General features: G+C 69.9%; 20 protein-coding genes and 1 pseudogene. 11 read left to right on the top strand and 10 right to left on the bottom strand.

The window, feature by feature from the left end:
* Together ACWD01_RS34155 and ACWD01_RS34150 are read left to right on the top strand one after the other, a co-directional pair.
* On the top strand, positions 1 to 204 hold a 204-nt coding region (locus ACWD01_RS34155), incomplete at its 5' end, for an aminotransferase class III-fold pyridoxal phosphate-dependent enzyme (protein ID WP_451167440.1).
* Positions 205 to 625: 421 nt separating this feature from the next.
* Entirely contained in the window at positions 626 to 1,030 is a 405-nt protein-coding gene (locus ACWD01_RS34150; RefSeq protein ID WP_451167438.1) for a hypothetical protein, read from the top strand.
* Between the two features lie 287 nt (positions 1,031 to 1,317).
* Here the strand turns inward: ACWD01_RS34150 and ACWD01_RS34145 are convergent, their stop codons facing one another.
* Positions 1,318 to 1,968, bottom strand: coding sequence for a peroxiredoxin-like family protein (locus ACWD01_RS34145; protein ID WP_451167436.1), 651 nt, complete (start codon positions 1,966 to 1,968; stop codon positions 1,318 to 1,320).
* Between the two features lie 146 nt (positions 1,969 to 2,114).
* Positions 2,115 to 2,264, bottom strand: a complete 150-nt coding sequence (locus ACWD01_RS34140; RefSeq protein ID WP_451167434.1) for a hypothetical protein — start codon at positions 2,262 to 2,264, stop codon at positions 2,115 to 2,117.
* Positions 2,265 to 2,430: 166 nt separating this feature from the next.
* Between ACWD01_RS34140 and ACWD01_RS34135 the strand changes: the two genes are divergently transcribed.
* Both ACWD01_RS34135 and ACWD01_RS34130 read left to right on the top strand, forming a co-directional pair.
* Positions 2,431 to 3,030, top strand: a complete 600-nt coding sequence (locus ACWD01_RS34135; protein ID WP_451167432.1) for a TetR/AcrR family transcriptional regulator — start codon at positions 2,431 to 2,433, stop codon at positions 3,028 to 3,030.
* Between the two features lie 92 nt (positions 3,031 to 3,122).
* A complete protein-coding gene (locus ACWD01_RS34130; RefSeq protein ID WP_451167430.1) occupies positions 3,123 to 3,668 on the top strand; it encodes a hypothetical protein in 546 nt (181 codons plus the stop codon).
* 294 nt (positions 3,669 to 3,962) lie between these two features.
* Here the strand turns inward: ACWD01_RS34130 and ACWD01_RS34125 are convergent, their stop codons facing one another.
* The 3 genes from ACWD01_RS34125 to ACWD01_RS34115 form a co-directional block, all read right to left on the bottom strand.
* On the bottom strand, positions 3,963 to 5,630 hold the full coding sequence (locus ACWD01_RS34125; RefSeq protein ID WP_451167428.1) for a histidine phosphatase family protein: 1,668 nt from the start codon (positions 5,628 to 5,630) through the stop codon (positions 3,963 to 3,965).
* Positions 5,627 to 7,675, bottom strand: a complete 2,049-nt coding sequence (locus ACWD01_RS34120; RefSeq protein WP_451167426.1) for an FAD/NAD(P)-binding protein — start codon at positions 7,673 to 7,675, stop codon at positions 5,627 to 5,629. Before ACWD01_RS34120 ends, ACWD01_RS34125 begins: the two co-directional genes overlap by 4 nt.
* A gap of 62 nt (positions 7,676 to 7,737) precedes the next feature.
* On the bottom strand, positions 7,738 to 7,860 hold the full coding sequence (locus tag ACWD01_RS34115) for a hypothetical protein (RefSeq protein WP_451167424.1): 123 nt from the start codon (positions 7,858 to 7,860) through the stop codon (positions 7,738 to 7,740).
* 271 nt (positions 7,861 to 8,131) lie between these two features.
* On the opposite strand from ACWD01_RS34115, the gene ACWD01_RS34110 reads away from it, so the two are divergent.
* Positions 8,132 to 9,625 (top strand): NB-ARC domain-containing protein, encoded by a 1,494-nt coding sequence (locus tag ACWD01_RS34110; protein ID WP_451167422.1) that lies wholly within the window; start codon positions 8,132 to 8,134, stop codon positions 9,623 to 9,625.
* A gap of 33 nt (positions 9,626 to 9,658) precedes the next feature.
* Here the strand turns inward: ACWD01_RS34110 and ACWD01_RS34105 are convergent.
* The 4 genes and pseudogenes from ACWD01_RS34105 to ACWD01_RS34090 all read right to left on the bottom strand — a co-directional run.
* A pseudogene (locus ACWD01_RS34105) lies at positions 9,659 to 9,893 on the bottom strand (IS630 family transposase); the annotation flags it as partial.
* A gap of 220 nt (positions 9,894 to 10,113) precedes the next feature.
* The gene (locus ACWD01_RS34100) at positions 10,114 to 11,370 is read right to left on the bottom strand and encodes a MalY/PatB family protein (RefSeq protein WP_451167420.1); all 1,257 of its coding nucleotides are present in this window, start codon (positions 11,368 to 11,370) and stop codon (positions 10,114 to 10,116) included.
* A 381-nt stretch (positions 11,371 to 11,751) separates the two neighbouring features.
* Positions 11,752 to 13,449, bottom strand: coding sequence for a tetratricopeptide repeat protein (locus ACWD01_RS34095; protein WP_451167419.1), 1,698 nt, complete (start codon positions 13,447 to 13,449; stop codon positions 11,752 to 11,754).
* Positions 13,450 to 13,750: 301 nt separating this feature from the next.
* The gene (locus ACWD01_RS34090) at positions 13,751 to 14,431 is read right to left on the bottom strand and encodes an NAD(P)H oxidoreductase (RefSeq protein WP_451167417.1); all 681 of its coding nucleotides are present in this window, start codon (positions 14,429 to 14,431) and stop codon (positions 13,751 to 13,753) included.
* 113 nt (positions 14,432 to 14,544) lie between these two features.
* Between ACWD01_RS34090 and ACWD01_RS34085 the strand changes: the two genes are divergently transcribed.
* Complete coding sequence (locus tag ACWD01_RS34085) at positions 14,545 to 15,474, top strand: AraC family transcriptional regulator (protein ID WP_451167416.1); 930 nt, start codon at positions 14,545 to 14,547, stop codon at positions 15,472 to 15,474.
* Positions 15,475 to 15,795: 321 nt separating this feature from the next.
* Here ACWD01_RS34085 and ACWD01_RS34080 read toward each other — a convergent pair whose 3' ends face one another.
* Positions 15,796 to 16,353 (bottom strand): dihydrofolate reductase family protein, encoded by a 558-nt coding sequence (locus tag ACWD01_RS34080; protein ID WP_451167414.1) that lies wholly within the window; start codon positions 16,351 to 16,353, stop codon positions 15,796 to 15,798.
* A 301-nt stretch (positions 16,354 to 16,654) separates the two neighbouring features.
* Between ACWD01_RS34080 and ACWD01_RS34075 the strand changes: the two genes are divergently transcribed.
* The 5 genes from ACWD01_RS34075 to ACWD01_RS34055 all read left to right on the top strand — a co-directional run bounded on the left by ACWD01_RS34075 (position 16,655) and on the right by ACWD01_RS34055 (position 20,086).
* Positions 16,655 to 17,374, top strand: a complete 720-nt coding sequence (locus tag ACWD01_RS34075; RefSeq protein WP_451167412.1) for a hypothetical protein — start codon at positions 16,655 to 16,657, stop codon at positions 17,372 to 17,374.
* A 55-nt stretch (positions 17,375 to 17,429) separates the two neighbouring features.
* Positions 17,430 to 17,942 (top strand): GAF domain-containing protein, encoded by a 513-nt coding sequence (locus ACWD01_RS34070; RefSeq protein WP_451167410.1) that lies wholly within the window; start codon positions 17,430 to 17,432, stop codon positions 17,940 to 17,942.
* Between the two features lie 28 nt (positions 17,943 to 17,970).
* Entirely contained in the window at positions 17,971 to 18,291 is a 321-nt protein-coding gene (locus ACWD01_RS34065; RefSeq protein ID WP_451167408.1) for a SpoIIE family protein phosphatase, read from the top strand.
* A 114-nt stretch (positions 18,292 to 18,405) separates the two neighbouring features.
* A complete protein-coding gene (locus tag ACWD01_RS34060; RefSeq protein WP_451167406.1) occupies positions 18,406 to 18,861 on the top strand; it encodes a PPC domain-containing DNA-binding protein in 456 nt (151 codons plus the stop codon).
* 85 nt (positions 18,862 to 18,946) lie between these two features.
* Entirely contained in the window at positions 18,947 to 20,086 is a 1,140-nt protein-coding gene (locus ACWD01_RS34055; protein WP_451167404.1) for a site-2 protease family protein, read from the top strand.
* The last annotated feature ends 106 nt before the right edge of the window (positions 20,087 to 20,192 follow it).

The raw sequence follows: 20,192 nt of genomic DNA, 5'->3' as shown, positions 1-20,192 counted from the left end.
CGCGGTCTCGTCTGGGGCCTGGAGTTCGAGGACAAGCCGCGCGCGTCCGCCGTCTGCGCCCGCGCCTTCGAGCTCGGACTGCTGCTGGAGACCTCAGGGGCGCAGAGCGAGGTCGTCAAGCTCCTGCCGCCGCTGACCATCTCCACCGAAGACCTGGACGCGGGTCTGCGCATCCTGGCCCGTGCCGTGCGCGAAACAGCCTGACAGCGCGGACGCCCGCGGCGCGGGAGCACCGCGCCGGGCGGCAGCTCGCCGCGGCCCTCAATGAGGACAGGGCCCCTGGCACAGTTCGGAGTTGCTGAAACGCCGAGCAGCGCCGGGAGCCCTGTTGTCACTGTTGATTGCCTCGCTCACCGGTCCACGAACGCGGTCGATCAGCACGACCGTGTCCGGTCCTACGACATGGACCTGACCGATGCCGAGTGGCGGGCGACACCGGTCGACTTCCCCGCGTGCATGCCGTCGGCGGGGGACTGGGCTGACCGCCGAGCTCCACGACCGGCTGCGCGGGAGGGTCCGCGGGGCGGTGGGGCGGGAAGCAGAGCCGGCGGCCGGGTGCCTCCTCGGGCACACCGCCATGCTCCACGCCTCCGGGGCACGCAGACCTTCTGCCATTCTGCGTGCCATGTCCGCACGAAATCGAAGACTGCCCCGGCACCGGGCCTGGCCCCTGACCACCACCGACATCATCGAGAGTCTCGGCCCTCACATGTCCCGCGTCACGGACTTGGAGTTTCTCACTGGACACGACGGCGGGACCATCGTCCTGGGAGCTGCATGGGTCGCTCCGGATCCCCGCAACTACGGCCGCGGCATCCACCCGGACATGGTCGGTGTCAGCCTGGACGTCCACCCGGTCGACGCCACTGAACGTGCTGCGATCCGTGCTGTTCTGCGAGCGCAAGCTCTCCCGCAACTCCGCGAGTGGATTACGCGGGCGATCGCTGCCGACGAGACCTGGCGACTGACCCCGCACCAGCACTACTGGCGGCTCACCGACGGCTGCCTCACCCACCGCGACGAAGAGTGAACCGAGTCTGGACGACACGTAAGTCCCGCACATGCGACCGCTGCCCATGCCCCGCCACGGAGTAGCCGCACCTGTGCACCGCGACGTCGGGCACGGTCGGGGGCGCATCGGCCGACGCAGGGGTCAGCGAGGGCATCCGGAACTGCATCGTGTCCGAAGACGTCGGCCCGGCCGGGTTCGGCAGTATCGGCATCCGGTGCGACCGGTTCGACGTCCCTTCGGTGCGGCACGGGCGCGCCCGTGGCTGACGGACCCAGACAGCGTTTGCGCTGGCCGAGCCGTCGATTTCACGCCGGTGTGTCGAGGGCGGCGAGGATGTCGGCGGGTTCGGCGCGGGTGGTGTAGTCGGCGTCGACGAAGGCCCAGCGGATCACGCCGTCGCGGCCGATGACATAGGTCGCGGGCAGCGGGAGGGTGCGCGGGTGGCCGTCGTTGACGCGCTGGAGGTCGAAGCCGAGCCTGTCGTAGACGGCGGCGAGGTCCTCGGGGAGGTCGAAGGCGAGGCCGTACTGCTTGGCGGTGTCGGAGCCGATGTCGCTGAGGACGTCGAAGGCGAGGTCGTGCTTCTCGGTCAGGGTGAGGGACTCGTCGGGGATCTGCGGGGAGACGGCCAGCAGGCGGGCGCCGCGGGCGGTGATGGCGTCGTGGTGCTGTTGGAGGGCGCGCAGGGCGATGTTGCAGTACGGGCACCAGGCGCCGCGGTAGAAGGTCAGGACGACGGGGCCGTCGGCGAGCAGGTCGTCCAGTGCCAGGGTCTGCCCCTTCGCGGAGGGGAGGCTGAAGCGGGGGGCCTTGTCGCCCGCGGTCAGGGCGCGGTCGGCCTGGCCGGAGTCGGCGAGTTCCTGGCCGGCCCGCTGCATGATCTCCCGGACCTCGGCCGGGATCTGCTGCTGACGTGCTTCGTAGAAGGCGCGCAGTTCGGTGTTGAGAGTGGTCATGGTGCTCGTTCCTCCTGGTTGGCGGCTGGAGCGGGACGGGACGCGGCGAAGGGGTGCGGGCAGTGCCTCGCGAGTAATCCTGAAACGACCGTTCCAGGATAGGGGTGTGCGTGGTCCCGCGCCAGCCGTTCGGAAGTGTCGATACGTCAGAGGCTGGTGAACGGGCGGTGGTCGGCCAGGGCGAGAGCCCGGACGAAGGCGCCGAGACGGGCGGCGTGGCGGGCAAGGGAGCGGCGGGGGCGGGGTGTCGACTGCGGCCCGTGTGCGGCCGCCCCGGCGGCTGGGATGCGATTCATGGAGGCATGGTCGCGGCTCGCGGGTGCTGCGGGGTTGATTCGTGGACGAAGCTGGACGCCCGCGCACCCGTGGGTGGCCTGTCCCGCTCTGAAGCTGTCAGTGCCCTTGCGGCGTGCCGGGCGGGGAGTATCTTGGAATCTCTATTCCAAGATGGCGGGGTGAAACATGCCGGACATCAAGCACTTCGATCCGGACGCCGCCCTGGAGACCGTGGTGCGACTGCTGTGGCGGCAGGGCGTGGCCTCGACCGGGATCCAGGACGTGGTGACCGCGACCGGGCTCAACCGCTCCAGCCTGTATGCCACGTTCGGCGGCAAGCAGGAGCTCTACCTCGCCGCGCTGCGACGCTACCTGGAGCAGCGGTCGCAGCCGATGTTCCGGCGCCTGGCCGAGGACGAGCGGGGCCTGCCCGCGATTTCCGAGTTCTTCGGGGGCCTGATCGAGGCCCGCTGCTCGGGTGAGTACGCGCGCTGGGGCTGCATGGTCTCCAACGCGCATGCCGGGGCCGAGAACAGCGATCCCCAGGTAAGCGCCGTCCTGGACCGGCACCACCGCGAGCTCCGCGAGGCGCTGTACGCGGCGCTCGTCACCGCCGACCGCGCCGAACAGCTCGCCCCCGGCGCCGACCCCGACGCCTGGGCGGATCTGCTGGCGCTGCTCGCCTACGGCGTCAATCTGCGCTCCCGTACCGGTGCGGACGCCGCGACGCTGCGAAGGACGGTGACCGCCGCCCTGGACTCGATCGGCTCCCGGGCGGCGGCGTAGACGTTCGTGGATCCGGCACTCAACCGGGGTTGGACGTGGGTGAAGCGCCCGGACGCCAGGGTGGGGAAGGTGGTGGTGCACACTTCCGTACCGTGAAGATCATAGAGGGCGAGCTACGGCGTCTTCGGACCGGACCGGGGGCCGAGGACAGCCGGCAGCGGCCGTTTCTCGTACGGGTCCGGTTTACCGCCGGGGATCCCGCCCAAGTCATTGCCGATGCGCGTGCGGTGCTGACGCGCGTGGTCGAGCGGACAGGCGACTGGCCTGAATTCGAGCGGTGGCCGCAGCTGCTGCCGACGTGGTTCGTCAAGCGGTGCGCGCCCGAGGCCACGGAGCCGGAGCCGGACGAGCCCTTCGATGCCGAGGCATGGCAGCGGCAGTGGCAGGCGATGACGCCGGAGCAGAGGGCCGCTGCCAACAAGGGTCCATGGACGCTGTCGGATTGGCTGCACTGCTTCGACCCGACCGAGGAAGGGGCCGGCGACGATCGCAGCTGGTGGTGGTGGTGGCACGCGGGAACCGATGAATCGGGAGGCGGCTGGATTCAGGTGGACACCACCGGCTGGCCGTTCGGCAGCGGTTCCCTGTCCTGGCTGATCGAGGCCGGCGGCGGCACGGATCTCACCTATGGACCGTGAGCGTTACGCACCGCGCGGAGCGCTCTGCAGTAGTGACCGACGAGGCAAGATCACTCTCTACATGCACAAAGCCGGGCCTGCGGCCGTCTCTTCCGGCACTTGCGGCTGCTTCACCAGGAGGGCGAAGCAGCCGCAGGGAGCCGCGGCGGCCGGGACGACCGCGGCCGGGACGACCGCGATCACGGGCAGGACATGGAGCGGCGGGTCCGTGGTTCTTGCCGGCACCCGCGGCCGGACAGGCCATCGGTTGCGTGGGCGTGCACGACGACTTCCGTGCTCGTCGCAACTTCCGGGTCACGAACGGGCGGGGACGGACGGCTCGCGCGGATCCTCGGCAGCCGGATGGCCCCGCACGGGGAGATGCGCGGGGAGTTTGAGGACGGTCGGCCAGCGCGCGTCGTCGGGTGCGACGACCAGGAAGCGGGCGTACCAGCTGTCGAAGAACGACAGGACGAACATCGGCAGCAGGGTCCAGATGGCCACCTGTTCCAGCGGCCCGTTGCCGGTGAGCGCGGCGATGATGACCACCACGAACACGTTCGGGTAGGTCATGGCGGTGTAGTCGTCGAGTGTCTGGACGTGGCGGCGCCGTTTGAGGAGGGCTGCGACGAGTCGCAGGCCGACGGCGATGCCCGCGGCGATCGGCGCGTACGTGGTGAAGCCGTCCAGATCGAGCTTGAGGGAGACCAGCACGATGAACGCGGTGAGCAGCAGCACCGCCACGTACCCGTTGCGTTCGCCGTACTTCGCCGTGCGGATCGGGGAACGCTCCCGCAGGCACTTGACCAGGACGTAGGCCGCCGTGACGACACCGGTCGAGGTGGCGGCGCTGACGGCGACGGCCGGCGCGACGTCCTCGCGCAGCGTCAGGGCGAGGACGGCCGAGAACGATACGGTCGCCGCCAGCGAGGAGAGCAGGACCTGCGCGAACGTCGGCATGATCATTCCGCCGAGGCAGCGGCTGACGGTCATCGCCACCACCGAGCTCGGGGTGGCGAGGAACACCGCGGCGATCGCCGCCGTGCTCGTACCGCCCGTGTCACTGCCCGCGTCCCACCAGCGCACCAGGACCGCGAAGGCGATCGGCAGGGCGAGGTAGCGCACGGCGACGGAGCGGAGTGTGCCGCGGTCGGTGACGAACGCCCGCGCGTTCTCCAGCTCGATACGGCACATGGTGATGACGCTGGCCAGCACCAGGAGGAGGAGCAGCAGGTACGGCGAAGCGGCGGCCCGCAGCCCCGCCACGTTCGCGGTCAGGCCCGCCGCCAGGCCCACACAGAAGACCGATGGATGGTTGACGACGATCCAGTCGTAGACCATGTTCATGGTCTTGTTCTCGTTCTTGACGTAACTGTGGATCCGGTCGCCTTGCAGCATCTGCGAGTTGGGCAGCCGCAGGTCGAAGGACTCGTCGGCGGGCCGGTCCAGGATGAAGCGGCAGATCAGCTCGACGACGTACTTGTGCGAGACGACGCAGACCACCTCGCCGCGACGCAGCGCTGGGAGCAGCTCCCGCTCGTAGAAGGCGTGTACGCGGTCCTTGAACTGGGCGAACGTCTCACCGCCGTGCATGGTCGGGCTGTCGGCGTTCATGGCCCGCTCGTACTCGGCGATGCCGTGGCGGCGCTGGAGGATGGACTTGCTCTCCAGCGTGTAACTGCCGAAGTCGCGTTCCATCAGCCGCTCGTCGACCACGACCTCGGGGCCGCCGGCGTCCGGAGCGTCGATACCGAAGATCATGTCGGCGGTCTCGTACGCGCGGGTCAACGGGGAGACGTAGACGCGGTCGAAGCGCCGGCCGCGGTGGCCCTCGGCGACCTTCTCGGCCTGGATGCGGCCGAGGAAGGTCAGGGGAGCGTCGCGTTGCCCGGCGATACGGTGGACGGAATTGCAGGTGGATTCGCCGTGCCGGACCATGAACAGGCGGCTGAGCAGCTCCTGCTCGTCGCGCTCTGCCATCATGAACCCTTCTTCGGGGCGTGCTTGACCTGCTCGCCGTAACTGGAGTCCCAGCCCGCCAGCTTGGTGATGTCGCAGAGGTTGTGGACCGCGTGCTTCTCCACCAGCGTGGCCAGCAGGGACACGGTGCGCCGGGCCTGTTGCGCCGTGAGGTCGAACTCACGGGCCAGGGCGGCGCCGAAGTCCGCCAGGCCGTCGTCCAGGATGCCGCGGTACTTGCGGCGTTCGGTGCGGTCCTTCGCCTGCAGGTAGTTGACGGCCGTGGGGTAGGCACTCTCGCGGGCGTAGCTCTGCAGACGCTCGCGCAGGCGGGTGGCCTGCGGTTCCTCGGCGGCGAGGTCGGCGGCGATCCAGTCGCTGCTGCGGATCAGGCACTGGTGGATGCCCTCGGGAATGTCCATCTGCTCCTCGTCGCTCGTGGCCCTGAGGCGGCGCAGTACCTCCATCGCCGTGTCGAAGCACTGGTTGCGCAGGGTGCCGATGCTGAACACGAACGCGCCGAGCCGGCCGCGGCGGGTGGTTTCGTCGCCCTGGCGCATCGGGCCGACGCCGAACAGGCCCGGTACCGCCTCGCCGTCGGCGGCGACGAGCTGTCCGTGCGGGCCGACCTCGATGCCCCGGCGGGTCTTGGTCTCCGGCTGCGCGTATCCGTATCCGTTGACCAGGCTGTTCCACAGAGGGTGGCCGGTGCGCTCGTAGTCGGTGTTGTTGCCCAGGCAGTTGACGACCCGGTCGACGACGACGTCCGGCTGGTCGGCGAAGACCACCCGGATCTTCGCGCCGTCCTCGACCAGGCGCATGTCCTGGACACCGGCGGACAGGACACTCACGGTCTTCGGGGCGCCGTTGAATTCGCGCATCCGGCTGCGCACGACGCCGCCGATCTCCCGCACGGTGCTGGTGCGGTGGGTGACGATCAGGCTCTTGTACCGGTCGAGCAGCATCCGTACATCGCGTGCGTCCATGCGGGAGATCAGCTCGATGACGTACGGCTCCCACGCCTTCATGACACGCTCGGGGAAGACGGTGTCGAGCGTACTGCCCGGCTGCACACCGTGCTCGTCACGCAGGTGCGCGTACTCCGTCTTCACTCCCGCCACCACCACCTCGGGGGTGAGCCTCTCGGCGTCGAGGAACGGCGGGCGGCGAGCCTGCCAGATGTCGTGCTCGTGATCGACCGGGTAGGTGCCGTGCAGGTGGCCGCCGCGCGAGCAGATCAGGATCTGTCCCCGGTGACCGGCGTGCACGAGCGAGATCACCGTGTCGAAGGCCGACAGCGCGGAGCCCGTGACGAGGACGGTCTCCTCGGGGCCGACCGCACGGAAACGCTCCTGAGCGTCGGGGGCGTAGGGGTCGGCGATGAAACGGTCGGAGTCCTTGACGCGGTGGTAGAAGGGCGCCTGCACCGGCGAGAGATGACCGGTCGCGAGGATCACCTGGTCCGACGGCAGGTCGTGCACAGCGCCCTGCACTCCGGTGTCGGCGTACTTGACGACGTAGCGGCCTTCGCGGCCGCGGACGTCGATGACCTCACCGGTCAACTCCCGCAGTGTCACGCCGGCGTGGGCGTCGGCGGCCGCGCCGCGCAGCCGGTCGGCCAGGTACTGCCGGAACAACCGCCGCGGCACGACACAGGCCACACTGAAGGAGTGGTACTGCCACTTCTGCGGCCACTCCGAGCGGTCCGCCTCCTCGTTGGCCCACTCCAGGAAGTCCTCCGGCCGCTCGCGGCGCAGGGTGATGCGACCGGCCTGGATGTTGAGCATGTGCTCCCAGTTGGTGGACGCCCGGCCGAAGGCGACACCGCCGTGGCGGTAGCCCTCTTCCCGCTCCATCAGGCATATCTCCAGTGGCGTATCGGCGAAGTGGAGCAGCCGGATGGCGGCGAGCGTGCCCGAGAAGCCCGCGCCGACGATCGTGACGCGCCGCGTGCCGGGAGCCGTGCTGCCCGTCGAGCCGTGCCGCGTGGTGCTCGCGTACATCGCCATGTCCGCCGTGCCGCGGTCCTGGCTGTAGCTGTCCTGCATCGTGCTGGCTTGCGTTTCCACGGTCTTGTCTCCTTTCGGTGGGGGAGGGAGGAGCCGGCGCCATGTGTGGGTGAAGCGGACCGTCACGGCGCAACAGCCGGGTGGTGGACGATGCGGCCCCGCTCCGCGTCGAGCACGGGCTCGGAGATCAGGTCGTCGAGGGCGGCCGGCGACGACGCTGCCGCCGACGGGGCTCTTGGACACACCGATCTCATGGCATCGCGATGCACGGACTCCTGTCCTGGAACGGGGGCACCCGGGGCTCGGGGGGACACCCGGGACGCCGGTGAGCCGGGAACGGGCCCCAGCATCAGGACGGAACACGGGCTTCCGGACGGATCGTGGACGATCCTGGATGCGCTCCGTGTCCGGGAGGTCTACAGACGGCAGTTGACAGGCACAGCGCCATGCCATCTAACTGGAAGCGATTCGCTCCACGTCGGTCGTTGCCCAGGTGTCCCATGGGGGAGGATGTTCGTGCCGCAGGTACTGGATCCGGGGAAAGCCCGCACCATGGACGAATTCATCGCGGAACTCAGACTGCTGAAAGCATGGGCGGGCAACCCGTCGATCACCGAGATCACGCGGCGCATCCACCGGGACTGGCAGCGGGCCGGACGCCCCCGCGGCGAATGGCCGGCCCGCTCCACCGTGGGCAACTGCTTCCAGACGCGCCGCCGCCGCCCCAACTCCGACCTGCTGCTGGCCGTGGTGCAGGCCCTCGCCGGCGCCGACGAGGCCGTCCTCTCCATGTGGCGGCAGTCGCTACGAGGCGTCCTCGGCGAAGCCGAAGCAGCCTCCCGGGTGAGCGCCTACGACCGGCTGCCCGCAGATCTTCCGGTATTCGTCGGCAGAACCGGCCTGGTGGCCCGGGCGCAGGCCCTACTGGCCCGGGACCGGCAGGCGACGACGCTCGCACTGGAAGGCATGCCCGGCGCGGGCAAGACGTCGCTGGCCCTGCACCTCGCCCACCGGCTGCTCGCCGACGAACACACCGGCGCACCCGTCCTGTTCGCCAACCTGCGCGGCTTCGCCCCGCACGGCCCGCCCGCCGACCCCGCCGCCGTACTCGAGGCCTTCCTGCGCCTCCTCGGCACCACCGGCGACCGCATCCCCCACGACCTCGGCACACGCACAGCTCTCTACCGGCAACTGCTGGCGGAAACCGGCGCGCTGATCGTCCTGGACGACGCAGCCGACGACGAACAGCTGCGTCCCCTGCTGCCCCGGGCCCGGGGATGCCGCACCGTGATCACCAGCCGGCGCGCTCTTCCCGGCCTCGGTGACAACGCCCGTCTGCCGGTGCCGCCGCTCGACCCGGACGACTCCGTCGAACTGCTGCGGGCGACAGCGGGAGGCGACCGCATCGGCCCTGACATCACGGCCGTCCACGAGATCGCCGACCTGCTGGGCCACCTCCCGCTGGCGCTGTCGGTCATCGGCCGCCACATGCGGGAGCACCCGGCCTGGGCACCCGGCGACTACTACCCCGAGCCGCTGATCACCCTGGCCCTGGAGGACGGCGTACGGACCGCACTGTCGGCCTCCGACGCTCGCCTGCCGCCGGGCGCGCGACGGCTGTTGCGCCTGCTGGCCCTCCAGCCGTTGCAGGAGACCGACACCGCCACGGCCGCCGCGCTCCTGGGCGAACCGCCTGCCGCGGCCGAGCAGCACCTTGCCACCCTGACGGCAGCACACCTGATCGAATGCACCACGCCCGGCCGCTTCCGGCTCCACCCCCTCGTCCACGCCTATGCGGTGGAACGCATCTGCATCGACGAACCGGCCACCCGCATCCGAGAGGCCCTGGGCCGCCTGCTGGAACACGGCCGCAGCCGCGATGCCGCTATACAGCTGGAGACCCGGACCCTCAGCGGATTCCGTCTGCCCCTGCCCCGGCAGCACTCCGCAGCCGACGCAGGAACCAGGCCGCCGCGGCCGGTGCGCGCGGGGCGCGTACTCGCTGCCTGACGGGCCTGAACGGCCGTGCGTGATGTTGTGGACCGGGTCCTTGTGCCTGCCGGTTCGTTCGGCGCACTGCTTCCCGGGGTGGGCATCACGTTGAGGGGTCCGAACTCGTCAGTACAGAGGACGAGTTCGGGCTCGTCCTCCTCGGGTCTGACCTTGCCGTCAGCAATCGCGTGGAGGTGTTCGACGTGGGCCTTCTTGGCCGCGTGGTCGGGGTGACGGGAGGTCCTCCAGGTCTTCAAGCTTGAAAGCGGACGCCTTCCTCGCGGAGCGCGAGCTCCGGCTTGTGGAACCCGTGACGCACGGGACGATGCCCCACCGTCGGGGTGGACAGTGGGGCAAGGGGTGTCAGGCCGATCCGGCGCCCGGTCGAACGCCGGCCGTGCGAGTCACCCGGCCGGAGCCGGCGGCCGCCTGGAACGGGTGGGTATGACCACAGTCCACATACGGGCGGCGACCGCGCGCGGCGTTCGGGACAGGAGCTTATTCGCCTAGCGCGTGTGGAGGGCCGCTGTCCGTCCCATGCGGGTGATCGCCTCGGTGAGGACGGCCCGGGAGGTGGCGAAATTCAGGCGGACGTGTCCGGTTCCGCCCGTTCCGAAGATGTGGCCGGAGGACAGGGCGACCCTGGCGTGCTCCAGGAACAGCCGTGCGGGGCCGGCCAGATCGGTGACGACGGCGAGGTCCGTAGTGCCTTCCTCCCGGTCGAGGCCGAGGGACCGGCAGTCGAGCCAGGCCAGGTAGGTTCCCTCCGGCCTGGCGTAACCGATCTCGGGCAGGTGTTCGGCGATGAGCCGACCCAACAGGGCTCGGTTCGCGTCGAGCCCGGCCAGCAACGCATCGAGCCACTGGTCCCCGTGGCGGTAGGCCGCCGTGTGGGCGATGACGCCCAGGTAGCTCGCGCCGTGGTGGACCTCCTCGGGCATCCGGCGCAGATCGGCGGCTGCCTCAGGTCCCGCGATGGCGAGCGCCACCTTGATTCCGGCCAGGTTCCAGCCCTTGGTCGCCGACATGAGGGAGCAGGCGTTCTCGGCCCCGGGCACGCTGAGGTAGGGCGTGAACTCTGCTCCCGGCAGCACGAGCGGGGCGTGAATCTCGTCGGCGACGACACGGACTGCGTACCGGCGGGCCAACTCCGCCACGCCGGCGAGCTCCTCGAAGGTGTGAACCGTGCCGGTGGGGTTGTGCGGATTGCTGAGGAGATAGGCGATCCCGCCCTCGCCGCTCACCCGCCGGGTACGCCGGAACGTCTCCTCGAGCGTGTCCAGGCTGATCCGCAGATCCCGCCCGAGCGGCGCCTCCACGATCCGGCGGCCGTCATGAGTGACGAAGGCGTAGAAGGGCGCGTACACCGGGGAGTTGACGACGACGGGGTCGCCGGGATCGGTGATCAACCGCAGCACCTGGACCGCGCCCGTCATCACGTCCGGAAGCACGGCGACGCGGTCGAGGGCCACGCCGTCCCACTTCCAGCGTCGCGAGGCAAAGCCGGCCAGCGACTCGGCGAACTCGGTTCCGGCGGGGTATCCGGTGTCACCGATATCAATGGCCTCGCGCAAGGCGTCGGCGACCGGCAGCGCGAGCGGAACGTCCATCTCCGCCACCCACAGGGGCAGCACGTCTGCCGGATACGTACGCCATTTCATGCTCTTGCGCCGGCGGAGCTGCTCGAGCGAGAGCTCCTCGAGAGGGTTCGCACACTGTCCGGCCCTGGTGTCTCCGGAGCCGCGCACACCATCGGAAGTCACCTTCAGCATTGGACCGCCATCTCGGCCTCGGCGCAAGCGCCGAGCGGCAGGGACGCCGACGCCGACGATCACCGGAGCGCCCCGTGGTCCTCGCATGCGGTCGCAGTCGGGCCAAACGGCACGACAGGTCGGTGATCGCCGCGGCCTCGCCAAGCAGTGCCCGTCGCCGTGGCGAGGCCGGCTGCAGGCCGATCATCGCGGTGACGAGCCAGGAACCGGCAGGAGAGGATCAGCGAGCCGAGCATGGCCCTTCAAACTCCGAGGCGCTTGCCCTGTCGCCATTTCCGCAGGTGAGGGACGTCGTGCGCCTTGTCTGCGTGAAAAGCCGGGGTTGGGAGTCGGCTGCGTGGGATTCATGTCCCACCTGGGACAGCATCGGCTTCAGCGCCCGGCTGTCCCGGGCGTGGGCCGACAGCCGCTTTCCGCCTCGCCCGCGACGGCTTCGAGGCGGCAGAAGCAGGACGAGGTGATCGGTACGTCCGCCACGGCGAGCGCGAGCTTCAGCTGCTGGGCCACGATCTGCGCTTCTCCCGCTCTGCCCAGCCGCACGAGACACTCGTGGAACCCGTGCAGCGACCAAACGTTGCCGGGGTGTTGTGAGGCACGCGGCAGTGTTTCGTCGAGGCCCAGGTCGGCCCGGTAGACGGCCTCCGCCTCCTCGACGCGTCCCTGTTCGAGGAGCAGGGCGCCGTACGCGTGACGGGTGGGCTGCATCCATCCCCATGGCTCGTCGTAGGGAAGGCTGTCGTCGAGTGTGATCGACCGCTCCAGCGCGGCGAACGCGGCGTCGTGGTTGCCTTTGCGGTACTCCAGTTCGCCGTCGAGCATCGCCGACGCGATCGCGAGGATGTCGACGCAGGTGTTGTTGAACAGCATGCGTGTCCCGGGTACTCGGGACACGGCCTGACGGAACAGTTCGCGTTCGGTTTCGGCCTCGGGGATCCGGCCGGTGGCCGAGCAGGCGACGCCGCGGGCGTAGTGCAGCATCGCGGTGGTCACGCAGTACAGCCGCGGGTCGTCGGGCAGAGGCAGTTCCATGATGTCGGACCAGCGGCCGAAGCGGATGAGCACGTGCACCCGCATGGCGAGGAAGCTCTCCAGCCAGTCGGCCATGGGCGGACTCGGCACCCTCAGCAGTTCTTCGGGGATGGAGGCTTCGAGTTGTGCGGCGGTCTCCAGGGCGGTCGCCGACCGGCCGAGGAACATCGCACCGTAGATCTTGAAGTGGTAGTTGTGCGATCGGTAGAGGGTATAGAAGTTCATCGCGCCGGCCCGGGCACGGTATTTCTCGTCGGCGGCGATGGCGCTGGTGTTGTCCGCCACCACGCGCCGGTAGTCGCCGCAGAGCACGTCCAGGTGTGTGGGCATGTGCTGGAGGTGGCCGGCGTCGGGCACGAGGCCCCGGAGCCGGTCCGCGACCGACAGCGCGGCCTCGGGGGTGGGGGACATCTCCATGAGGTGGATGTACATGTGCAGAACGCCGGGATGACTCTTCCCGGGTCCGGTGCTGATCGCCTGCTCGAGGGCCGCCTTGGCCTCCAGCGTGCGGGCGCCTTCCGCAGGCAGGCCGGTCCGCAGATCCCACAACTGCCAGGGCGTGAGGTTCATCTGCGCGTCGGCGTGGAGCGCGGTGACATCGAGGTCGTCGGGTGCGAGCGCGTGTACGGCGCGCATGCTGTCGGCGTAGTCCTTGTTCCACACCGAGCAGTCCTCGACCGCTGCCGCCTGCGGGTACCGGTGCCGCAGCGCTCGGATCAGGGCTTGCTCCACGGCAGTGGCGCCGTCCGCCTTCTCGTGGGCGCGTTCGACGGCTGCGTGAGTGCGCTCGACGGTCCGGGCGAGTTCCTCACCCTCGAAGAACTCCCAGGGCTTGTTGTAGTTCGGACCGAGGGCGTAGGCGGTGCCCCAGTAGGCCATCGCACAGTCGGGATCCGCCGCGGCCGCGGCCTCGAAGCAGGCGACCGCTTCCTCGTGATGGAACGCGTACGACCAGACCAGCCCGCGGTCGAACCACAGCTGGGCGGACGCTGAGGACGTCGTCACCGGGCGGGTGTGGGTGCCGAGGTCGTAGTAGTCCATCCGTCTCTCCTGAGGGTACGGTCGGCCAGGGTGCACGGACGAGCCCCTCGGCCCGGCCGGACAAGTGGACGCGCCGCGACCGGCACGCACTGTCTCAACGGCGTGTACGCCTTCGGGGAAACGGCAGCCCGGAGGAGAGGTCGACAGCCGGCCGTCGGGCCCGCCACACCGTGGCGGGGAGGCGCGCCTTCCCGGCTTGCGCACGATGCTCTTCGCCTCCCCAAGTGCCGTGGGGCCGGCCGGCGGACGGATACAGGCCCCTGAGGGCGGGGGTGGGTTCGGTCCGCCGGCTCTCTGGTGGTCAGGCCTCCACGAGTTCCTCGGCGACGAAACTTTCCACGAACTCCCCTGCACGACGGTCGAGATCGGCGTACTGCGCCTCTCGCTCGGCGCCGGTGACGGCTTCGCCGACCAGGAGGCTGCCTTCGGCGTCGACGAGCTGCGGGCGTTCCTCCGCGTCGGTGAGCAGGCCGACGGTGGATTGGGAGAAGCCGCAGTAGTAGGCGATGCCTTCGCTCAGACTGGTCTCGAGGACGGTTTGCATGCCCTCCACGAGAGGGTCGCCGGCAGTGGCGCCGGCCAGGCCCAGCCACAGCATGCGCTTGCCGGCGAGGCGGGGCCGGCTGCGGCCGTAGGCGAACCCGTAGTTCCACACGCGGTCGATCCAGCCCTTGAGGATGGCGGGCACGTTCTGCCAGTACACCGGGAAGACGGCGACGACGACGTCGGCGTCGAGGATGCGCTGCATGTGGGCGTGCACTTCGGCCGAGTACGTCTTCTCCCGGTTGCCCCAGTCCGGCTGGTCCGACGTGTTCATCCGCGGGTCGAACCCCTCGGCGTGCAGGTCGAGCAGGTCGATGCGGTATCCGGCGGCCTCGAGCCGGACGGCGGCACGCCGGGCCGTGTGCGCGGTGAGGGAATCGGTGCGGTGGTGTGCGACGACCACAAGGGCTGTCCTGGCATGGCTGACGTGCTGCGTCACGGTGTCTCCCGACTGGGCTCGGTCAATTCGATGAATCCAGTACAGCCACGGTGACGTAGATGATCCATGGGAGAACCGCTACGAAACATAGGAGATCGTCTACGATACCTTCCGTGGATCCTTTGAGTTCGCTGCTGAACGGCATCCGGGCCGAAGGCTCGGTCGTCAGCCACGCCGTACTGACGGCGCCCTGGACCATCCGCTTCACCGACGACGCACCACTCACCATGATCACCGTGCTCCGCGGCGGGGGCACCCTGCTGCTGCCCGACGGCACCGAGCGAGCGGTCGGCGCGGGCGATACGGCCATCGTGCGCGGCCCCGCACCGTTCCACCTCGCGGACTGTCCCACCACGGTCCACAGCCCTCATACCGCGTACGAGATCGCCTGCTTCACCACGGATGCCGAGTGCACCGCCCAGGAACTCGGCGGTATTCACTGGGGCACCGACGCGCAGGAGGCGACCGCGCTGATCGTGGGCGCCTACCGCGCCGCGGGCCACCGCCACGAGCGGCTCCTGCGTGCCCTGCCGCCCGTCCTGGTGATCAAGGAGGACGTCGAGGTCTGTGCCTGGCTGGAGACCGCCGCCGCCGACGCCGCCCATCTCTCGGCCGGGTCGCAGGCGCTGATGGACCGGCTCCTCGACTGGGCCCTGGTGTGCACGTTGCGCAGCTGGTTCGACCAGGCCGGCACCGACGCGCCCAGCTGGTACCGAGGCCTCGCCGACCCCGTCCTCGCCCCCGCCCTGCAGGCCTTCCACGACCGGCCCGCCGAGGCCTGGACGGTGGCGTCCCTGGCCACGCGAGCCGGTGTCTCCCGGGCCCTGTTCGCCAAGCGCTTCACCAAGCTGATGGGTCGCCCGCCCCTCGCCTACCTCACCGAATGCCGCATGGACGAGGCCGAGAGCCTTCTGTCCGACACCGACCTCACCATCGCCCAGATCGGCAGGTCCGTCGGCTACGCCGACGCATTCGGCTTCAGCGCCGCCTTCAAACGCCACAAGGGGCTGAGCCCCAGCACCTTCCGCGCCACGGCGGCCTGACGACCCGACCGACCCGCGGGAAGACCGGCCGAACGAAGCCCGCGCTGCGCCGCGAACCGCAGCAGTTCTACGGCGACCACGATGCGCCGGGCGCCGACGTCGGGTGCGTCGGCCGCCACTCGCGGGTCCCTCTCGCAGGCCTGCGCGAGCCCGACGTGCTTGGCGGGGCACGGGAGTGAAGGAGGCTGTGCTGCTCATGCTGTTCTGATCACCACGTCGAACTCAGAGTGCCGGCACCCCAGCTCCTGAGGCGTGTCCGCCTGCGGCTCGGTCTCACCTGCCCCGGCTCGGCCGTCGGCAGGTGGGACCAACCGGTGCGGCTCAGCGGGTCCGGTAGTGCGCGTAGATCAGTCCGCTGCCGAAGGCACGCTCCTGGACCAGCTCGAGATCGAGGCGCACGCCGTCTGGGAAGAACCGCTTGCCGCCGCCGACCACGCTCGTGGTGGTGAACAGGTGGTACTCGTCCACCAGGCCGGCCACGATGGCCTGGGCCGCGAGGTTCGGGCCGTCGACGGTGAGGTCGTGATCAGCCCCGGCCTTGAGCTTGCGCACCGCGTCCGGGTCGAAGGTCCGCTCGATCCTGGTCTTCGCGCTGGACACCGACTCAAGCGTCGTGGAGTACACGATTTTCTCCGCGGCCTGCCAGTCGCGGGCGTACTGCAGGATGTGCGGCGGCTGGTCGGGCTCGGTGTGCGCGGTTTCCCAGTAGACCATCGTCTCGTACATCCGTCGGCCGTAGAGGTACGTGCCGACGGGGCGGAAGAGGTCGTTGATGAAGGTATGCACCTCCTGGTCGTCGGCCCCGGTGCCGAGGCCGCCCTCGGCCGCCTCGGCGTAGCCGTCGAGCGAGGTGATCATCGAGTAGATGAGCTTTGCCACGCGTCTCCTTCGGGTTCGACCGCGTCGGTCTGCCGGCGGTCCTGGAGGCTGTGACCTCCGCACGACCCGTAACTCATCGGTCGGCCGGCCGACCGGTTCGGTCAATCGTCAGATCCCGGACGAAGCGCACCTTGAGAGGGGGCTCTCGCTCTTCTCCTCTGATGGCCGACTGCGGTGATCGTCGCCTTCGCGCGCCGTCGTCGCCGTCAGCGTTGCCGTCACACTGACAGATCACCGACAGCGGTGCCGCCGGCCAGGCGGGGGTGCTCACAGAACCTCTGGCCACGGGTATTCTCTGGCGATGTCGAATCAGTCAGTGGCGGCGGGAGTCAGTCTTGCTGGTGTGATGGCGCACTGCGGCGGAAGCCCGGTGGGCGCGGTGGAGCTTCTGGTGGGGGCCATAGCCTCGGCACCGGCGGCTCCGGAGCCCTATGCGGCCCTCGCCGAGTTGTGGCAGGACCGGCGCGCGGAACTGAAGGAGGGCCTCGAAGGGGACGGCTCCTTGAACGCGGTGCTGGCGCAGGCGTACTTCTTGTTCCTTGAAGGGGACATGGACGACGCGGTGATGGCCCTTGGTTCGGTCACCGGTGTACGGCCCGACGCGGCATGGGGTGCTGCACCCTGGTTCGGCGATGCGCGCTTTCTCGGCGCGGTGGGTGCGGAGGCGCTGGCCGAGGCGTGTCTGCGGACGTTGGACTACGGCCACGACCTGGACGCCGCCAACTGGTCCCTCTACCTGGACCTGGCGGACGTGCGAGCCGAACAGGGCGACTTCGCCGCAGCCGCGAACCTCGTCGAACAGGGCCTGGAATACGAACCTCACGAGGTCTCCCTGCGCGCGGCGGCCGCCGCCTACCGCACACGCGTTTCCGGCTCGTCCGACGACCTGAGGGCCCTGATCGCCCTGGCGCCGGAGCTTGCGAACACCACCTACCGGAACCTGCTGATCGACTACGCATGTGCAGGGCCGAAGCTGCCTCGGAGACTCGTTGCCAAGGCCCACCGCATCCGTGAGAACTGAAAGGACTGTCGCGCCAACCGGTGCCGGCCGGGAGGGCCTTCCGGTTCCTGGTCACGTGATCCGCGGACAGGGCCTCGCCCCACAACAGCCGCTACTTCAAGCCGAGTCGGCGGATCCACTTGCCCGGGTCCTGCGCGGTGCCCGCCCCCTGCTGCTCGATGCGCAGGATCTTCGGTCGGATGACGGCAGCAGGTTCCACGCCGCACAGACGGAGGTGTTCGAGCGGCTGGGCGCGCGGAGTGTCGTCATGGCTCCGCTGCGTGCGCGGCGGCAGGTACTCGGAGCCCTCACGCTGGCTCGCGACCCGGAGCAGGAGCCGCTGACGGACGACGACGTCGCGCTGGTGGAAGACCTGGCCGACCGCGTTGCGCTGGCCGTCGACAACAACCGCCTGTATGCCAAGGCCCAGCACGTTGCCGAACATCTGCAGCGTTCTCTGCTGCCACCGCTGCCCGTCGCCACGGCCGCCCGCTACGTGGCCGCTCCCTCCGAGGCCCAGGTTGGCGGCGACTGGTACTACGCTTCCCCCCGCCCGAGGGCGCCATCGCGCTCGTCATCGGCGACGTGAGCGGACCGACATCCCCGCCGCCGTCGCAATGAGCCGGCTGCGCAACATGCTCCGCTCCCTCGCCTACGACCGCCGCGAACCGCCCAGACACAGCGAGCACCTGCCTTCCCGCACCACGCTGCTCCTCTACACCGACGGCCTGGTCGAACGCCCCGGCGAGGACATCGGGAACAGCCTGCACCGCCCGCGGCAACATGCCGCAGCCCCGGCACGCGAACCAGTCGACGTCCTCTGCGACGAACGACCGACCTTGGCCAAGGAAACCCGGACGACATCGCACTCCTCGCTGCACGCCTGCCCGCTCCATGGCAACGTCACAAGAGCGAGCACCGCCACCACCCGTTGCTGAAAGCGCTGCGGGCTGAAAGCTCACGCACCGGGCACAGGGCGTCCGTGGTCACCGTGACTCGGGCGGTCTGGCCCAGGGGCTGTTGACTCGCCGGGATGCGGGTACCCGGCGCGAATGAAGTGGCAACAGGTGGAAGGCCCTCCGGCGGCGACGTACGTGCTCGTCCTCGATCCGCACGAGGAGACGACGGAGGTCCTGACGGCCTTCGTCCGTGAGCGGGGACTGCGTGCGGCCCAGGTCACAGCGGTGGGTGCGTTCAAAAGGGCCGTCGTCGGATGGTTCGACCGGGACGAGAAGGACTACCGCCGCATCCCGGTGGACGAGCAGTGCGAGGTGCTCTCCCTGGTCGGGGACATCGCCGTCGGCGAGGACGGCCCGGCGCCCCACGTCCACGCCGTCCTGGGGCTCGCGGACGGGACGACCCGCGGTGGCCACCTGCTGGAGGGCGAGGTCTGGCCCACGTTGGAGATCGTCATTCGCAGCAGCCCGGCGACACTCGTGAAGACGTTCCGGCCGGAGATCGGCCTCGCCCTCATCGACCCCTCGAAGGAGCGGCGCCACGCTGGGTGACGTACGACCGGCACTTCCGTCGCCACCCCGCGCAAGGGCAGGCGGCGTGGCACCCGGCAGGGACGGGGACGGAGGTGAATGCGCTGTGAGGGCGACCTTTTCCCTCGGGCATGTGGCCGGCATCCGGCTCGGCGTGCACTGGAGCGTCCTTGTCATCGTCATCGTGCTCGCCCTGGGCCTCGCGGGCCGGTTCCCCGACGCCTACCCGGATCGGCCGGCCTGGCAGTACTGGGTCACCGGAATTCTGGCCGCGGTCGTCTTCCTGCTGTCGCTCCTGGCCCACGAGCTCAGCCACGCCCTCGTGGCCCGCCGCAACGGCGTGGAGGTCGGGGACATCACCCTGTGGCTCCTGGGAGGTATCGCCCGGCTGAAGAGTGAGGCACCCAGCCCGGCCGCCGAAGTCCGCATCGCCGGGATCGGCCCCCTGGTCAGCCTGTTGCTCGGGCTGGTCTTCGGGTTCCTGGCCGGGCTGTTCCGCGCCCTGTACGGGGCCGGACTGGTCGCCGAGGCACTGGCATGGCTGGCGGCCATCAACATCCTGCTGGCCGTCTTCAACACCCTGCCCGCCGCTCCCCTCGACGGTGGACGGCTCCTGAGGGCAGTGGTGTGGCACAGGACCGGCAATCCGCTGCGCGCCACCGCGGTGTCGACGGGCGCCGGCCGGGCACTGGGCTGGCTGCTGATCGCGATCGGCCTGTCCTTCGTCTTCCTGGGGGCGGCCTTCAGCGGAATCTGGTTCGTCGTCATCGGCTGGTTCCTCCTCGCCATGGCCACGTCGGAAGGCGGCCAGGCGAAGCTGCGGGAACTGCTCAGCGGGGTTCCCGTGCGCCAGGCGATGGGGCGCGATCCCATCACCGTCAACGCTTCCCTGACCGTGTCCGAGTTCCTGGCCGCGCCGGAGTTCCGGTACCGGCATTCCGCCTTCCCCGTCGTCGATCAGGAGCATCGTCCGGTGGGGCTGGTCAGCGTGAAGACCGCCGCCGGCGTTCCGGAGGTGGAGCGGGACTCCACCGTGGCCTCCGTGATGATCCCGATCGCGGACGTCCCTACGCCGCACCCCGACGAACCGCTGGTACGCGTCCTGCCCGGTCTGGAAGAGAGCCCGGCGCACCGCGCCCTGGTGGTCGAGAACGGCAGAGTCGTGGGCATGGTCACCACCTCCGACATCAGCCGGGTCACTTCCTGGCTGGCGTCCTCCACCTCGTGGCGACGCCGGGCCTTCTGAGCCCGGCCCGCTCATGAGGTGGCTGCCGTGCCGTCACGGTGAGGCAGGACGGCGGCGCGTCACCCGCATCGGTGGCCGACCGGGCCGTCCGGCCCAGCAGAAGGAC

Source organism: Streptomyces sp. NPDC002835 (assembly GCF_053591995.1).
The sequence above is the reverse complement of the archived record's forward strand: the minus strand, read 5'-3'. Positions and strand labels throughout refer to the sequence as shown.

Coding starts and splice junctions, on each gene's coding strand:
- ACWD01_RS34150 (WP_451167438.1), top strand. CDS start 626: ATGTCCGCACGAAATCGAAGACTGCCCCGGCACCGGGCCTGGCCCCTG.
- ACWD01_RS34145 (WP_451167436.1), bottom strand. CDS start 1,968: ATGACCACTCTCAACACCGAACTGCGCGCCTTCTACGAAGCACGTCAG.
- ACWD01_RS34140 (WP_451167434.1), bottom strand. CDS start 2,264: ATGAATCGCATCCCAGCCGCCGGGGCGGCCGCACACGGGCCGCAGTCG.
- ACWD01_RS34135 (WP_451167432.1), top strand. CDS start 2,431: ATGCCGGACATCAAGCACTTCGATCCGGACGCCGCCCTGGAGACCGTG.
- ACWD01_RS34125 (WP_451167428.1), bottom strand. CDS start 5,630: ATGATGGCAGAGCGCGACGAGCAGGAGCTGCTCAGCCGCCTGTTCATG.
- ACWD01_RS34095 (WP_451167419.1), bottom strand. CDS start 13,449: ATGGACTACTACGACCTCGGCACCCACACCCGCCCGGTGACGACGTCC.
- ACWD01_RS34075 (WP_451167412.1), top strand. CDS start 16,655: ATGTCGAATCAGTCAGTGGCGGCGGGAGTCAGTCTTGCTGGTGTGATG.
- ACWD01_RS34065 (WP_451167408.1), top strand. CDS start 17,971: ATGAGCCGGCTGCGCAACATGCTCCGCTCCCTCGCCTACGACCGCCGC.
- ACWD01_RS34060 (WP_451167406.1), top strand. CDS start 18,406: ATGAAGTGGCAACAGGTGGAAGGCCCTCCGGCGGCGACGTACGTGCTC.